A 15528-nucleotide genomic window follows, 5' to 3' on the forward strand; every position below is an offset into this window, starting at 1 on the left:
GGCCGCTGGCCGGCAAGGCGCCGGGGTCGGATCCGTTTCCAGCGGAAAGGGCTCTGACCCCTCTGTCATGCCCCGCGACGAACCGTTCAACTCCCTGGCGCTAAGATCGGCGCCATGAACGAGCCCATCCTGCTTCCCCGCGATATCGCCCACGACGCCCGCGACTGGTCCGACCTGCAGCGCGCGGTGACCCTGCTGGAAGCACCCACCCTGACCGCGCGCATGGCCAACCTGGTCGGCACGCCGCTGGAATTCGCGGTGAAGGCGCTGCCCAAGGCGGTGTCCGGCCGTATCCATGGCGCGGTGCAGGCGGCGCTGTCCAAGTCGGCGCAGGCGGCGCTGTGGAGCATGGACAACCGCCCCGGCAAGGGCGCCTCTACCCGCTGGCACAAGCTGGCCGCGGCGACCTCGGGCGCGGTTGGCGGGGCCTTTGGCTTCGCCGCACTGTTCATCGAGCTGCCGGTGTCGACCACCATCATGATGCGTGCGGTGGCCGACGTGGCCCGCAGCGAGGGCTTTGACCTGTCCGAGTTCAGCACCCGGCAGGCCTGTCTGGAGGTGTTCGCACTGGGAGGCAACTCGCCGCGCGATGACGCCAGCGAGACCGGCTACTACCTGGCCCGCGGCTTCACCACCGATGTGATGCGGCACCTGTCGGCCGAACTGGCCGGGCGCGTGGTGACCGGCCGCGACCTGACCCTGGGCGTGGCACCGAAGGAAGCCGGCAAGCTGCTGGCGAAGATGGTCGAGAAGGTGGCCGCACGCTTCGGCGTGGTGGTCACCGAAAAGTTCGCCGCGCAGGCGGTGCCGATCGTCGGCGCGGCTGCCGGTGCAACGCTCAATACCATGTTCACCGACTACTACCAGGACATGGCGCGCGGCCACTTCATCGTGCGCCGGCTGGAACTGAAGTATGGCGAAGACGTGGTGCGCGCCTGCTATGACCGGGTGGCGCACGGTGGTGTGTTGATCGAGCCGACGCTGTAACCGGCTCGGGGGGAAGAGCCCTTTGCGTCGCAAAGGGATCCGGCCCCGGGCCAGGCCATCCTTGCCTGCCGGGCACAACTGTTTTGCCACGATGCGCCTGTTGCGCTGTGGCCTCCATCCCCATCCTTGCCGGTACTCCCCCCGCAAGAGATTGCCGCCATGCTGTTCACCCCCCACCGCCTGGGCGCCCTGACGCTGCCCAACCGCATCGTGATGCCGCCGATGACCCGCTCGCGTGCGGCAGATGGCAACGTCGCCACGGCGGAGATGGCGTCTTACTACGCGCAGCGTGCCAGCGCCGGCCTGATCGTCAGCGAAGGTACCCAGATCAGCCCGCAGGGCCAGGGCTATGCCTGGACGCCCGGCATTCACAGCGATGAGCAGGTGCAGGGCTGGCGCCAGGTCACCGACGCCGTGCATGCCGCCGGTGGCCGCATCTACGCGCAGCTGTGGCACGTCGGTCGTGTTTCTCACGTGGCCTTGCAGCCCGGTGGTGTGGCGCCGGTGTCGTCCTCGGCGTTGCTGGCCGAAGGCGTGAAGGTGTTCGTCGACCCGACCGGCGCAGGCCCCGAGGCCGGCGTGGGCGAAATGATCCAGCATTCGATGCCGCGCGCGCTGGCCGAAGATGAGATTCCGGGCATCATCGCCGACTACGCGCAGGCCACCCGCAATGCACTGGCCGCCGGCTTCGACGGCGTTGAACTGCACGGGGCCAATGGCTACCTGATCAACCAGTTCATCGACTCGCAGGCCAACCAGCGCACCGACGGCTACGGCGGCGCGTTGCAGAACCGGCTGCGTTTCTTGCGCGAGGTGGTGCAGGCGGTGGTGGCGGTGGCCGGTGGCGAGCGCGTGGGCGTGCGCCTGGCGCCGCTGACCACCCTGCAGGGCGCGGTGGACGATACGCCGCAGGCCACCTATCTGGCGGCAGCGCATCTGCTGGGCGGACTCGGTGTGGGTTATCTGCACATCGCCGAGGCCGACTGGGACGACGCGCCGCTGATGCCGGTCGCGTTCAAGCAGGCGCTGCGCATGGTCTACCCGGGCACGCTGATCTATGCCGGCAAGTACACTGCCGAGCGTGCCGAGCAGGCGCTGTCTGAGGACTGGGCCGACCTGATCGGCTTCGGCCGGCCGTTCATCGCCAATCCGGATCTGCCCGAGCGCCTGCGCGCGGGTGTCGAATTGAACCAACCGGATCGGGCGACGTTCTTCGGTGGTGGTGCGGTCGGGTTCACCGATTACCCGGCGCTGGAGGAAAGCGTTGCCGCCTGACCCTGGAAGCTGCCGGCCAGCGGCCGGCACTACCGGTGGATGGGATGGGGTGGGTGCCGGGGTTGGGGCGCCACTCCCGGTCAGGGCTTGTCGCGCACCAGCGCATCGGCCTCGACCACGCCGCCATCCTTGCCATGCAGGTACAGGTGCATGTCCTGCTGCGGGTACGGAATGTTGATGCCGGCCTTGTCGAAGCCCAGCTTGAGCTGTTCCAGCAGCGTGACCTTGGTGCCGAACCAGTCGGCCGACTTGACGTAGCAGCGGATGCCCAGGTTGATGGCGTGCGCGCCCAGCTCGTACACCACCACGTCCGGTACCGGCGTCTGCAGCACGCGCGGGTCGGCCTTCATCAGTGCCAGCGCGGTGTCGCGCGCCAGCTGGATGTTGTCTTCGTAGCCGATGCCGATCACCAGCTCGACGCGGCGCGTCGGCTCGGCGGTCAGGTTGATGATCGGTGCGGCGGTAATCAGCGTGTTCGGAATGGTGGTGTGCTGGTTGTCCGCGCCCGTGATGACGGTCTGGAAGATGCGCACTTCGCGCACGGTGCCGGTCTGCCCGGCCACGGTCACCACATCGCCGACCCGGAATGGGCGCAGCGTCACCAGCATCACGCCCGATGCGATGTTGGACAGCGAGTCTTTCAGCGCCAGGCCCACGGCCAGGCCGGCGGTGCCCAGTACGGCCAGCAGCGGGGTGATCTGCACGCCCAGCGTGCCAATCGCCAGCACCACCACGATCACCAGCGATGCGGCGTACACCACGTTGCGCAGGAAGCTGCCCAGCATCGGGTCCACGCCCATGCGCGCGGTGGCGCGCGGCATCGCATTGGACAGGCGTCGCGCCACCCACATGCCGACCAGCAGCACGACGATGGCGGCCAGCAACGGCACACCGTAGGTTTCCAGCAGGCGCTCCCAGTCGAGCGAATGGAACCAGGGCGTTGCGACGGGCGTTGCGGGTGCTGCTGCGGCGATCATGCGGACGTCCTTTGCTGCGAAGGGCAGGGCGTCCAGGGACGCCAGAAACACGAAGCCCCGCAGAGGCGGGGCTTGCGTGCAGCAGCAGTATGGGCCGACGCCGATGAACACGACGTCAGCCTGCAGCCTTCAGGGCATCAGCCGTTGGCCTTCAGCTTGGCCAGGCGCAGCCAGGTATCGACCACGGTGTCCGGGTTCAGCGATACCGACTCGATGCCTTCCTGCATCAGCCATTCGGCCAGATCCGGATGATCGGACGGGCCCTGGCCGCAGATGCCGACGTACTTGCCCTTGGCGCGCGCGGCCTTGATGGCCATCGACAGCAGCTTCTTCACTGCCGGGTTACGCTCGTCGAACAGGTGCGCGACGATCGACGAATCGCGGTCCAGGCCCAGGCTGAGCTGGGTCAGGTCGTTGGAGCCGATCGAGAAGCCGTCGAAGATTTCCAGGAACTCATCGGCGAGCAGTGCGTTGGACGGCACTTCGCACATCATGATGATCTTCAGGCCGTTCTCGCCCTGCTTCAGGCCGTTCTGTTCCAGCACCTCGATGACCTTGCGGCCTTCTTCCAGGGTGCGCACGAACGGAATCATGACCCACAGGTTGTCCAGGCCCATTTCGTTGCGCACGCGCAGCACGGCCTTGCACTCCAGCGCGAAGGCGGCCGAGAAGCTCGGGTCGACGTAACGGCTGGCGCCGCGGAAGCCGATCATCGGGTTTTCTTCGTGCGGCTCGTAGTTGCTGCCGCCGATCAGGTTGGCGTACTCGTTGGACTTGAAGTCCGACAGGCGCACGATCACGGCGTTCGGCGCGACCGAGGCGGTGAGGGTGGCGATGCCTTCGGCCAGGCGGTCCACGTAGAAGCCGACCGGGTCGGAATAACCGGCGATCTTCTCGTCGATCTTCTTCTTCGTCGCCGCATCCTGGCGGTCGTATTCCAGCAGCGCGTTCGGGTGGATGCCGATGTGGCTGGCGATGATCATTTCCAGGCGCGCCAGGCCGATGCCGGCGTTCGGCAGCTGGCCGAAGTCGAAGGCACGTTCCGGGTTGGCCACGTTCATCATGATCTTCAGCGGTGCCGGCGGCATGTTGCCCAGATCGGTGGTGGTGCGCTCGAAGCCGAGCTTGCCTTCGTAGATGAAGCCGGTATCGCCTTCAGCGCAGCTGACGGTGACCAGCTGGCCATCTTCGATGACCTTGGTGGCGTTGCCCGAACCGACCACGGCCGGCACGCCCAGCTCGCGCGCGATGATCGCGGCGTGGCAGGTGCGGCCACCGCGGTTGGTGACGATGGCCGAGGCGCGCTTCATCACCGGCTCCCAATCGGGGTCGGTCATGTCGGCGATCAGCACGTCGCCCGGCTGCACGCGGTTCATGTCGTCCAGCGTCTTGACCACGCGGGCCACGCCCGAACCGATCTTGGCGCCGACGGCGCGCCCTTCGGCCAGCACGTTGCCACCCTTTTCGGTCAGCGCGAAGCGCTCGATCTGGGTGGCGTGGCTGCGCGACTTCACCGTTTCCGGGCGCGCCTGCACGATGAACAGCTTGCCGCTGACACCGTCCTTGGCCCACTCGATATCCATCGGTCGGCCGTAGTGCTTTTCGATGACCAGCGCCTGCTTGGACAGTTCCTGCACATCCTCGTCGCTGATCGAGAAGGTATTGCGCAGCTCGGCCGGGGTGTCCTCGATCCTGACGCGCTCACCTGGGACATCCGAATACACCATGCGGATCGCCTTGCTGCCGAGCGAGCGGCGCAGGATCGCCGGCTTGCCGGCCTGCAGGGTGGGCTTGTAGACGTAGTACTCGTCCGGGTTGACTGCACCCTGCACGACCATCTCGCCCAGGCCGAACGAAGAGGTGACGAACACCACGTCGCGGAAGCCGGACTCGGTGTCCAGGGTGAACAGCACGCCGGACGAACCCACGCCCGAACGCACCATCAGCTGCACGCCGGCCGACAGGAACACGTCTTCATGCTTGAAGCCGTGGTGCACGCGATAGGCGATGGCACGGTCGTTGTACAGCGAGGCGAACACTTCCTTGACCTTGTGCACGACATCGTCGGCGCCGGTGACGTTGAGGAAGGTTTCCTGCTGGCCGGCAAAGGACGCGTCAGGCAGATCCTCGGCGGTGGCCGACGAACGCACGGCCACGGCCACGTCGCCGCCGCCGTTGTCGGCGCTCAGCTTGGCGTAGGCGGTGCGGATGTCCTGGTCCAGCTGCGGCTGCAGCGGGGCATCGATCACCCAGGTGCGGATTTCCTTGCCGGCTGCGGTCAGCGCGTTGACGTCCTCGACGTCCAGCGTGGCCAGCTTGTCGAAGATGCGCTTGGACAGGTCGTTGTGCGCGATGAAGTCCTTGAAGGCTTCAGCGGTGGTGGCATAGCCGCCCGGCACCGAAACGCCCAGACCGGCCAGGTTGCCGATCATCTCGCCCAGCGACGAATTCTTGCCGCCTACGCGGGCCAGATCGGCCAGACGCAGTTCGTGCAACCACAGGATGTTCTCGTTCAAGCGCGATGCTCCGTTTGGCCATCGCCCGAGGCGGGCTTGGATGGCCGCGTCCGTAGGAAGAAGCCGATATGATGCCGGGCAGACCGCTGTCGGCACAAGCTTGTGCTGGCGGCCCTTTTAGGCTTCGTAGGGGGTAAAAGCGCGCATGTCGACCATCCGTCCGGTGTTCTACGTTTCCGATGGAACCGGTATCACCGCTGAAACCATTGGGCATAGCCTGCTGACCCAGTTCTCCGGGTTCAGCTTCATTACCGACCGCATGTCGTTTGTCGACGACCCCGAAAAAGCGCGTGAAGCCTGTTCCCGGATCCAGGCGGCGGGCGAGCGGTACCAGGTCCGGCCCATCGTGGTGAACTCCTGCGTGGACCAGAGCCTGAGCCTGATCCTGGCCGAAAGCGGCGCACTGATGCTGGATGTGTTCGCGCCGTTCATCGAGCCGCTGGAGCGGGAACTGTCCAGCTCGCGGCTGAACCGGGTCGGCCAGGCCCACGGCATGGTCGATTTCGACACCTATCACCGTCGCATCAACGCGATGAACTTCGCCCTGACCCATGACGACGGCATCGCGGTGAACTACGACGATGCCGACGTGATCCTGGTGGCGGTGTCGCGGGCCGGCAAAACGCCCACCTGCATCTACCTGGCCCTGCATTACGGGGTGCGCGCGGCCAACTACCCGCTGACCGACGAGGACCTGGAAAGCGACCGTCTGCCGCCACGGCTGCGCAACTACCGCCGCAAGCTGTTCGGCCTGACCATCGATCCGGACCGCCTGCAGCAGATCCGCCAGGAACGCCGCCCGAACTCGCGCTACGCCAACCTGGATACCTGCAAGCGTGAGGTGGCTGCGGCCGAGGTGATGTTCCAGATGGAGCGCATTCCGACCCTGAGCACCACCCATACCTCGATCGAGGAGATTTCCAGCAAGGTGCTGGCCACGCTGGGGCTGCAGCGCGAGCTGTATTGATCCGTGCGCCACGACCAACGGTCGTGGCCTACCTACGTGGCGGGCATTGCCCCTCCTCCGCGGTGGGTATCGACCGTTGGTCGATACCGAGCCCCTTTGGTCGGAGCGATCCCGCCCCCACGTTGAAGCACCAACGTGTAGGATCGACCCATGGCCCGAGCCTTGCCCCGCACCGAACGCATTCCCCGCCTGAGCCGGCTCAGCTGGCTCATGGGCCTGTACGCGGAGAATTACCGGCATCTGGTGCGCCTGTTCGAACCGGCCGGACTGGCGGCGGGCAGCTACATTTCCTCGATCGGCGACGGCCTGGACGTGCGCCTGGACGTGATCGAATGCCACCGCTACACGGTGGAACTGCGCCTGACCTACGACCTGGCCGACCCGGTCACCGGCGAGCCCGATCCGTCGGCCTACGTGCGCCTGTACCGCGACGCGCGCCAGGCCGAGACCACCCACTGTTATGTCGGCCGCCGCTGGCAGGACACCATGGGCCTGTATCCGCCGCCGGCCGAACTGATCAGCCACCGCATGCGGATGAACACCTTCCTCGGCAAGTGGCTGGAATACCTGGCCGAGCGCGGCCACGGCGTCGCGACCCTGCGCCGCGCCCCCGATGATGCCGGCACGCCCACCGAACGCCGCCTGTCGCTGGTGCGTTGATCGGCGATAATCCGGGGCTGACCTGCCGCTGGACGTTGCCATGCCCTACACCCCGATCGTCGCCACCCTGGGCTATGTACTTTCGCCCGATCGCCGCCAGGTGCTGATGATCCACCGCAATACCCGTCCCGGTGACCATCACCTGGGCAAGTACAACGGGCTGGGCGGCAAGATCGAAGCGGACGAGGACGTAGCCGCCAGCATGCGCCGCGAGATCCAGGAAGAGGCCGGCATCGACTGCACCGGCATGCGCCTGCGCGGCACCATCAGCTGGCCGGGCTTCGGCAAGCAGGGCGAGGACTGGCTGGGGTTCGTGTTCGTCATCGACGCTTTCGAGGGCGCTCCGCACGGCGGCAACCACGAAGGCACGCTGGAGTGGGTGGACCTGGACAAGCTGGACACGCTGCCGATGTGGGAAGGGGACCGCAACTTCCTGCCGCTGGTGTTCGATGCCGACCCGCGCCCGTTCCACGGCGTGATGCCGTACAAGGACGGCCGCATGGTGAGCTGGTCCTTCAGCCGCCTGTGACCCGGCGAATCGGGTGGGGGCCAACCTTTCAGGTGAGTGCCAACCTTGGTTGGCACGCCCCTTCCGGTTAATTAATACCCGGGCAATATTGACAGTCAAAAATTACCCGGGCAATATTTGCACATCGCCTCCGGTGCCCTTGCCATGCCTGCGTCCCGACTTCCTCCGTTCAGCTGTTTCGATGGCCATCGCCTGGTGGCGTCCGGTACCCCGGAGGTCGCCGCGCTGGCACTGAAACAGCTGCGCGCCGACAACGCCGCCGGTCCGCTGCTGGTGTTCGACAACACCACGGGCCGCACCCGCGATTTCGATACGCGCGGCACGGATGCGCAGCTGCTGGCGCGGGTGGCCGAGGCGTTCCCGCCCGCCGTGGAAGCGGATCCGGAAACCGCGTTCGACGACACACCTGCAACCCCACGTGGCCGCGGTCGACCCAAGCTGGGCGTGGTGGCCCGCGAAGTGACACTGCTGCCGCGGCACTGGGCGTGGCTGGCCGAACAGCCGGGTGGGGCCTCGGTGGTGCTGCGCAAGCTGGTGGAAGCGGCCAGCCGTGCCGGCGCGGACAGGGACCGGCAGCGCCGCGATACCGAGCGTGCCTATCACTTCCTGCAGACCATCGGCGGCGACCTGCCGGGCTTCGAGGGCGCCATCCGCCTCCTGTTCGCGCATGACCGCGCGGGTTTTGAAATGGCATTGCATGCGTGGCCCGACGACGTGCGCACGCATGCCCTGCGTCTGGCCTTCGATGACCCCGCCGGCACCGCCGACGGCTGAAACACCCCGCGCTCGCTGAGCGAACGCTTCACCTGATTGCGGGCCACGGCCCATTCCATTCGTGCGTGCTCGTTGCTGGCTGAAATGCCGGGCAGGGCAGCGCCTTGCCCAGAGAAACCCCATGAGCCTTTCTGCACACGCGACATCTCCGGTTGCGCCGCCGCTGTCGCGCACCTACCTGGCCCTGCTGCTGCCCATGCTGATGACCAATGCACTGCAGCTGGCCGCCGGCACGCTGGACAACGTCTACCTGGGCCATCTGCTTGGCACGCAGGCGGTGGCTGCCGCCGCTGCGTTCTTCCCGGTGTTCTTCCTGCTGATGGCGCTGGTGATGGGCCTGGCAACCGGCGCGATGGTGCTGATCGGCCAGGCTTGGGGCGCCGGCCAGCTGCAGCGGGCACGCGCCGTGGCCGGCAGTGCGGTGGCGCTTGTCCTGCTGTTGTCGCTGCTGGTGATGGGCGTCGGCGGCGTGTTCGCGCCGCAGATGTTGAAGGCGCTGGGGACGCCGGCGCCGGTCCTCGGCGAGGCCATCGTCTATGCGCGGGTGCTGCTGCTGAGTGCGCCGGCGTTCTTCCTGTTGTGGCTGGCGACGGCCGTGAGCCGCGCGGTGGGTGACGCGAAGACGCCGCTGCACGCGCTGCTGCTGGCGACTGTGCTCGGCCTCCTGTGCACGCCATTGCTGATCCTCGGCTGGGGCGGCCTGCCGCAGCTGGGCGCGGCCAGTGCCGCGGTGTCGGCGGCGTTTGCCTCGCTGCTGGCGTTGCTCTGGTTGCTGTGGCGCTGGCATCGCCTGGAGCATCTGCTGGCACCGGGCCATGAACTGCTGCGTGCCACCCGCTTCGATGGCGCGATCATTCGTTCGATGCTGCGCATTGGCGTGCCGTCATCGTTGCAGATGCTCAGCCTGGCCATTGCCGAGATCGTGTTGCTGGGCTGGATCAACCGCCATGGCTATACCGCAACGGCAGCCTATGGTGCGGTCAACCAGTTGATGAGCTGGGTGCAGTTGCCGGCCATGTCGCTGGGCATCACCGCCACCATCCTCGCCGCGCACGCGATGGGGGCGGGGCGCGCGGCACGACTGCCGGCCATTGCCCGCACCGGCGTGATGCTCGGCCTGGCGATGCTGACGGTCGTGGTGGCGCTGGTGATGGTGCTGGCACCGTGGCTGGCCGGCTTGATCCTGGCGGCGCCGGAGGTGCGCGACCTGGCGGCGCTGCAGCTGCGCACGGTGGTGTGGGGCGTGCTGGCGATGGGGGGCACGACGGTGCTGGTCGGGGTGATGCGCGGCAGTGGCACCGTGCTGCTGCCGGCGTTGCTGGGCATGACGGCGGTACTGCTGCTGGAGCTGCCGTTGGCGATGTGGCTGCAGGCGCGCTACGGCCTGACCGGGCTGTGGTGGGCATGGCCGCTGGGACTGGTGGCGACGCTGCTGTTGCAGATGATGTGTTTCGCCAGGTGGCGCGGCCGGTTGCCGGCAGCGGCCTGACCGCCGCGCTCTGCGGGGCAGCCGGCCAACGGCCGGCACTACCGAATGGGTGGGCTTCACCTGGTAGTGCCGACCGCTGGCCGGCAAAGCCGCAATGCCGGCCAGGTTCAGCGCCGATGCGCCAGCAACAGGTGGAAATGCTTCTCCCGTGCCTGTCCATCATTGCCGGTGGCGGTTTCGCGGTGGCTGCGCCAGGCCGAGACGTTGAACCCCGACACGCGCAGGGCCAGCTCCACCGCGTCCAGCTCATGCAGCTGGAAATCGGCGGCAAACGGCAGGCTGCGCATGAAGGCGGCATCACCGAACGCCAGGCACAGCCGTCCCCCCCGGCGCAGTACGCGCGCCAGTTCGTCCAGCACCGGGGCCAGGTTGGGCCAGAAGTACAGGGTGTTGACCGCCAGTGCGGCATCCACAGACCCCTCGTCCACCGGCAGCGCATGGGCATCGCCAAGGCGCATCGCCGCCCGGTCGCCAAGGCCGGCACTGGCCAGCCGCTGGGTGCCGGCCTCGACCATGGCCGCGGACAGTTCGACGCCCAGGTACTGGCTGCCCGGCGCCTGCAGCAACTGGGGCGCGAAGGCCGCATTGCCGGGGCCTATCTCCAGGGTGCGTTCGCCCGTCGTCACCGCCAGCAGGCCGATCGCGGCCAGGTTCAAGGCGCCGTTGCTGCGGTTCATCGAGTCGGCCACCGCCAGCGCGGCCTCGCCATGGGGCTGCCGCAGCTGCGCGGCCAGGGTGGAAGCATCCAGCATCGTCGTCGTCCATCGAAGAGAATCGGACGTAGCGGCGGCGGGTCCGCCGGTGGCCATAGCGCTGGTCTTGCTGCTTGGGAAGTAGGGAAACCCCGCATCCGGGTGATGAGGAAATGTCCAGCGTCGCAGTCGGTGAGATCTGGTTGTCCACAGGGGGTGTGGATTACGCGTGGGCAACTTTGTGGATAAGCGCCGACAGGCGCCACCCCCCTAGGCTGTCAAGATGGGTGGCTAAAAATTCACCGCTGGTGAGGAAAGGTGAGGGAGTGGTGAAGAATCGCCCCGGCCGATGCTGTCACCGATGGCAGCGCACGCGGTAACCTGTGGGCCTTGATGCTCCGTGAGACTCCATGAAACGTCACTTCTCGATGCTGCGCGAATTCCAGCTGGCCGACTGGTTCACCCTGGCCAACGCTTTCTGCGGCACCGGTGCGGTTTTCGCCGCGATGCGCTTCCTGCAGGATGGGGAGCGTGGCTACCTGCTGTTCGGCATGGCGCTGATCCCGCTGGCCTTCATCTTCGACGCCCTCGACGGTCGCATCGCGCGCTGGCGCAAGTCCAGCTCCACCCTGGGGCGCGAGCTGGATTCGCTGTCCGACGTGATCTCCTTCGGCGTGGCCCCGGCGGCGCTGGCCTATGCCTGTGGCATGCAGGGCGGGTGGGACTGGCTGGTGCTGAGCTATTTCGTCTGCTGCGGCGTCAGCCGCCTGGCGCGCTACAACGTCACCGCCGAGGCACTGGCCGGTGACGAGGGCAAGGTGTCGTACTTCGAAGGCACGCCGATCCCGACCAGCCTGCTGCTGGTGATCGTGCTGGCGATTGCTGCCGGCACTGACGCCATCGGCCAGAATCTCTGGTTCGGCCAGTGGCAGGTCGGGCCATGGCAGTTGCACCCGATGGTGCTGTTGTTCGCCCTGTCCGGTTCGCTGATGATCAGCAAGACCCTGCGTATTCCCAAGCCATGAGCCAGCCCTGCGGAGGCCTGCGATGACCAGCTCGGCCCACGACGCCGGCAGCAGTGATTTCGAAAACCTGTCCCGGCAGTACTTCGGCGCGTGGGGCGATGCCCTGCGTCATGCGGCGACTCCGGGGGCGCCGGCCGGCGACGACCCGGGCAGCTGGCAGCGCCTGTTCGACTGGTGGGGCCAGTTGTTGCCCGAACAGGGGCAGGGCGCGCCGGAAGACGCCGTGCGCCGTTTCCGCGAACAGGCCGGCAGCTGGTACGGCACCATGCAGGAAGTGGCCGCGCGCTTTGCCGGTCGCGATGCCAGCAGCGCTGACGTCGCCCAGGCGTGGCGTGAGGCGGTGCAGGGGCAGGGCGACGGCATGCTGCAATGGATGCTGCAAGGCGCCCGGGGCAGTACCCAGGCTGGCGCTGCCGTGCCCGAGTTCGCTGCCTGGCTGCAGCAGTTGCAGGCCGGTCCGTGGCTGCAGAGCCCGGCATTCGGGCCGGGCCGTGAACACCAGGCACGCTGGCAGTCGCTGCTGCGTGCGCAGAAGGAATACCAGCAGCATTCGCGGGCCTACGTCGAGCAGATCAAGCAGGCGCTGGACGAGGCCTTCGCGTTGTTCGAACAGCGCCTGGCCCAGCACGAGCAGCCCGGCAGCCAGCTGACCAGTGCCCGCGCGATGTTCGATCTGTGGATCGAGGTGGCCGAAGAGGCCTACGCCAAGGTGGCGATGTCCGAGCCGTTCCAGCAGGTGTACGCCGCACTGGGCAATGCACAGATGCGCCTGCGTGCCGGCGTGCAGCGCGAGATTGAACAGATGAGCGAACGCATCGGCCTGCCGACCCGCAGTGAGATGGACGCCGCGCACCGCCGCATCGCCGAGCTGGAACGCGGCCTGCGTCGCCTGCAGGCGCAGGTGGCGATGCTGGCCGGTACCGCCAGCGTGGATCCGGTGGCGCAGCCGGCCCCGGCGAAGGTGAAGCCGGCCACGCGCAAGGCGGCGAAGAAGGCCGCACCGGTGACCGAGCCTGCCGCGAAGAAGACGGCTGCGCGGAAGGCCCCGGCGAAGAAGACGACGCCCCGCAGCACACTGCGGACCCGCGCGCGATGAAAGGGCCGCTGGGCTTCAACGCCGATGACCTGATGCAGGAAACCCTGGCCATGCAGCGCAAGCTGCTGGAAGGGCTGAAGCTGCTGCCGCAGGTGGAGGACGTCGACTATGGCGTGACCGCGCGCGAGGAAGTGTGGCGCGACGGCAAGGTGGTACTGTATCGCTTCGTCGGCGACCAGGCACCGACCCGGCGCCAGCCGCTGCTCATTGTCTACGCGCTGGTCAACCGCCCGTACATGGTGGACCTGCAGGCCGACCGTTCGCTGGTGCAGAAGCTGCTGGCGCTGGGCCAGGACGTCTACGTGCTGGACTGGGGCTACCCGGAGCGCTCCGAGCGTTTCCAGACCCTGGAGGATTACCTGCTGCGCTACATCGACGGCGCGGTGGATGCGCTGCGCGCGCGCAGTGGTGGTCCTGTGGACCTGCTCGGCATCTGCCAGGGCGGCGTGTTCGCGCTATGCTACGCCGCGCTGCGCCGGCACAAGCTGGGCAAGCTGATCACCATGGTCACCCCGGTCGATTTCCAGACTGCCGACAACATGCTCTCGCACTGGGCGCGGCAGGTGGACGTGGACCTGCTGGTCGACACGCTGGGCAACATCCCGGCCGACCTGATGAATTCCAGCTACCTGATGCTCAAGCCGTTCCGCCTGAACGTGCAGAAGTACGTGGGCCTGCTCGACATCCTCGATGACAAGGCCGCGCTGGAGGATTTCCTGCGCATGGAAAAGTGGATCTTCGATTCGCCGGATCTGGCAGGCGAAGCGTTCCGTGATTTCATCAAGCAGTTCTACCAGGGCAACGGCCTGATGAAGGGCACGGTGCGGATCGGCGAGGAGGCGGTGGACCTGACGCAGGTGACCCTGCCGGTGCTGAACATCTATGCCGAGCAGGACCATCTGGTGCCGCCGGATGCGTCGCGTGCGATGCGCGGGCGACTGGGCACCGAGGACTACACCGAATCCAGTTTCCGCGGCGGCCATATCGGCATTTACGTGTCCGGGCGCGCGCAGCGCGAAGTGCCGGCCACCATTGATGGCTGGCTGAAGGCGCGCGACGCGTAGCGTCGAGCTGGCTCGACTTCATGGAACCCGGAAATGTCCCGACACCCTCTCCTGATCCTGGCCGCACTGCTCGCCGCGCCCGTCGCCCACGCCGCCCCCGGCCCGCAGGCGCAACGCGAGATCGCCCAGTTGATCTCCAGCCTCGACGGCTCGCCGTGCAAGTTCCAGCGCAACGGAAGCTGGTACGACGGCCCCGATGCGCGCGCGCACCTGCAGCGCAAGTACGACTACCTGCTGAAGAAGGACAAGGTGGACAGCGCCGAGCAGTTCATCGAGCGCGCTGCCAGCCAGAGCAGCATGAGCGGCAAGCCCTATCGCATCCAATGCCCCGGACAGCCTGAACAGACTGCGGCGGATTGGTTCGGTGCGCGCCTGCAGGCCCTGCGCCAACGCACGCCGTAGACATGGCCCGGGTGTAGAGTCGGGCCACGCTCGACTGCACTTTCTGGTTTCCGAGGAGATGCCGCCATGAACACCACGCCACGCACGCTGTCGCGTTCACTGAACGACCGCATGATTGCCGGGGTGATGGGCGGCATCGCCCACCGCTTCGGCTGGAATCCCACCCTGGTACGGATCGTGTTCGTGCTGGTATCGATCGGCTCGGCGGCCTTTCCCGGCATCCTCGTCTACCTGATCCTGTGGCTGCTGATACCCAACGAGGCGGATTGAACACCCCCCCCCACCCCGTACCGCTCTGGCTACGCGCGCTGCAGGTGCTGGGCGCGGTATGGACGCTGCCCAATACGCTGATCGGGCTGATCGGTGGCCTGGCGGGCCTGCTGGGTGGGGCGAGGTTGCGCTGGAGCGCCCGCGACTGTGCGCTCATCTTCGATCACTGGCCGTGGGGCCCGGGCGGGGCGATCACGCTGGGCAACGTGATCCTGCACACCGGGCACGACCTGGGCATGTCCTGCCGCACCTATGCGCATCAGGCCGGGTGGGGCGTGGAGCCGCTGATCCGGCTGGATGACCACGAACGTGCGCACGTTTACCAATACCTGGTGCTGGGGCCGTTGTACCTGCCGGTGTACCTGCTCTGCGGCGGGGTGAGCGCGCGCAATCCGTTCGAGCGCGCGGCGGATCATTTCGCCCGGTTCGGGCACGGCTGGTGGCCGTAGGTTTCCAGCCAACGGCGCAGCCCCTCGTGGCTTGGTTGCGGAATGCCTGCTTCCTGGGGGCTGGCCGGGTTGGTGGGGCTGGCGGGGACGCCGTGAACCCATCCCTGGGGGCTTAGCCGCGGCATCCATGCCGCGGATACCCCGCCAGCCCCACCCACCCGGCCGCTGACAGTTCCCGTGCGCGTCCAGCCACGGAGAAGAAAAAGAACAGCGAAAGCGGGTCGCGCGCTGCGCTTGCTCGTGAGCCAAGCATGGCTTGGCTCTACAGGAAGCAACAAAGCAGCCGGCCAGGCCGCTTTTGCTTTTGACCTTTTTTCTTTTCCGTGGCTGGACGCGCACGGAAACTGTCAGGGGTC

16 protein-coding genes are annotated in these 15528 nt (G+C 67.2%); 13 read left to right on the forward strand and 3 right to left on the reverse strand.

The genetic code is table 11. From position 1 onward, the window contains the following. The first annotated feature begins 114 nt into the window (after nt 1-114). Together ACMZPQ_RS02650 and ACMZPQ_RS02655 are read left to right on the forward strand one after the other, a co-directional pair. Nucleotides 115-987 (forward strand): EcsC family protein, encoded by an 873-nt coding sequence (locus ACMZPQ_RS02650; protein ID WP_197581012.1) that lies wholly within the window; start codon nt 115-117, stop codon nt 985-987. 159 nt (nt 988-1146) lie between these two features. After that, the gene (locus tag ACMZPQ_RS02655) at nt 1147-2262 is read left to right on the forward strand and encodes an alkene reductase (protein WP_197581011.1); all 1116 of its coding nucleotides are present in this window, start codon (nt 1147-1149) and stop codon (nt 2260-2262) included. Nucleotides 2263-2342: 80 nt separating this feature from the next. Here the strand turns inward: ACMZPQ_RS02655 and ACMZPQ_RS02660 are convergent, their stop codons facing one another. Together ACMZPQ_RS02660 and ppsA are read right to left on the reverse strand one after the other, a co-directional pair. Continuing rightward, nucleotides 2343-3239, reverse strand: a complete 897-nt coding sequence (locus ACMZPQ_RS02660; protein WP_197583549.1) for a mechanosensitive ion channel family protein — start codon at nt 3237-3239, stop codon at nt 2343-2345. Between the two features lie 137 nt (nt 3240-3376). Further along, entirely contained in the window at nt 3377-5755 is a 2379-nt protein-coding gene (gene ppsA / locus ACMZPQ_RS02665) for a phosphoenolpyruvate synthase (RefSeq protein ID WP_197583550.1), read from the reverse strand. 145 nt (nt 5756-5900) lie between these two features. Here ppsA and ppsR point away from each other — a divergent pair, with 145 nt between their 5' ends. The 5 genes from ppsR to ACMZPQ_RS02690 all read left to right on the forward strand — a co-directional run bounded on the left by ppsR (nt 5901) and on the right by ACMZPQ_RS02690 (nt 10174). Then, nucleotides 5901-6722: a posphoenolpyruvate synthetase regulatory kinase/phosphorylase PpsR gene (gene ppsR, locus ACMZPQ_RS02670; protein ID WP_197583551.1), complete on the forward strand. Its 822-nt coding sequence runs from the start codon at nt 5901-5903 to the stop codon at nt 6720-6722. 150 nt (nt 6723-6872) lie between these two features. Then, on the forward strand, nt 6873-7382 hold the full coding sequence (locus ACMZPQ_RS02675) for a DUF1249 domain-containing protein (protein WP_197583552.1): 510 nt from the start codon (nt 6873-6875) through the stop codon (nt 7380-7382). A 40-nt stretch (nt 7383-7422) separates the two neighbouring features. Further along, complete coding sequence (locus tag ACMZPQ_RS02680; RefSeq protein ID WP_197583553.1) at nt 7423-7911, forward strand: NUDIX hydrolase; 489 nt, start codon at nt 7423-7425, stop codon at nt 7909-7911. 144 nt (nt 7912-8055) lie between these two features. Further along, a complete protein-coding gene (locus ACMZPQ_RS02685; RefSeq protein ID WP_197583554.1) occupies nt 8056-8685 on the forward strand; it encodes a DUF2239 family protein in 630 nt (209 codons plus the stop codon). Between the two features lie 121 nt (nt 8686-8806). Beyond that, the gene (locus tag ACMZPQ_RS02690; RefSeq protein ID WP_197583555.1) at nt 8807-10174 is read left to right on the forward strand and encodes an MATE family efflux transporter; all 1368 of its coding nucleotides are present in this window, start codon (nt 8807-8809) and stop codon (nt 10172-10174) included. A 107-nt stretch (nt 10175-10281) separates the two neighbouring features. Here ACMZPQ_RS02690 and ACMZPQ_RS02695 read toward each other — a convergent pair whose 3' ends face one another. After that, the gene (locus ACMZPQ_RS02695) at nt 10282-10926 is read right to left on the reverse strand and encodes a class I SAM-dependent methyltransferase (RefSeq protein WP_312647135.1); all 645 of its coding nucleotides are present in this window, start codon (nt 10924-10926) and stop codon (nt 10282-10284) included. Between the two features lie 350 nt (nt 10927-11276). Between ACMZPQ_RS02695 and ACMZPQ_RS02700 the strand changes: the two genes are divergently transcribed. From ACMZPQ_RS02700 to ACMZPQ_RS02725, 6 genes are all read left to right on the forward strand, one after another. After that, nucleotides 11277-11891: a CDP-alcohol phosphatidyltransferase family protein gene (locus tag ACMZPQ_RS02700; protein WP_197583557.1), complete on the forward strand. Its 615-nt coding sequence runs from the start codon at nt 11277-11279 to the stop codon at nt 11889-11891. A 22-nt stretch (nt 11892-11913) separates the two neighbouring features. After that, nucleotides 11914-12987, forward strand: a complete 1074-nt coding sequence (gene phaE, locus ACMZPQ_RS02705) for a class III poly(R)-hydroxyalkanoic acid synthase subunit PhaE (protein ID WP_197583558.1) — start codon at nt 11914-11916, stop codon at nt 12985-12987. After that, nucleotides 12984-14051 carry a class III poly(R)-hydroxyalkanoic acid synthase subunit PhaC gene (gene phaC / locus ACMZPQ_RS02710; protein ID WP_197583559.1) on the forward strand — a complete coding sequence of 356 codons (1068 nt, stop codon included), beginning with the start codon at nt 12984-12986 and terminating at the stop codon, nt 14049-14051. The genes phaE and phaC overlap by 4 nt, the downstream gene beginning before the upstream one ends. A 33-nt stretch (nt 14052-14084) precedes the next feature. Continuing rightward, a complete protein-coding gene (locus tag ACMZPQ_RS02715) occupies nt 14085-14453 on the forward strand; it encodes a YfeK family protein (protein ID WP_197583560.1) in 369 nt (122 codons plus the stop codon). 66 nt (nt 14454-14519) lie between these two features. Further along, on the forward strand, nt 14520-14723 hold the full coding sequence (locus tag ACMZPQ_RS02720) for a PspC domain-containing protein (protein ID WP_006374017.1): 204 nt from the start codon (nt 14520-14522) through the stop codon (nt 14721-14723). Next, nucleotides 14720-15172 carry a hypothetical protein gene (locus ACMZPQ_RS02725; protein ID WP_197583561.1) on the forward strand — a complete coding sequence of 151 codons (453 nt, stop codon included), beginning with the start codon at nt 14720-14722 and terminating at the stop codon, nt 15170-15172. Before ACMZPQ_RS02720 ends, ACMZPQ_RS02725 begins: the two co-directional genes overlap by 4 nt. Nucleotides 15173-15528: the final 356 nt, after the last annotated feature.

Source organism: Stenotrophomonas maltophilia (assembly GCF_047497515.2).
Lineage (GTDB): Bacteria > Pseudomonadota > Gammaproteobacteria > Xanthomonadales > Xanthomonadaceae > Stenotrophomonas.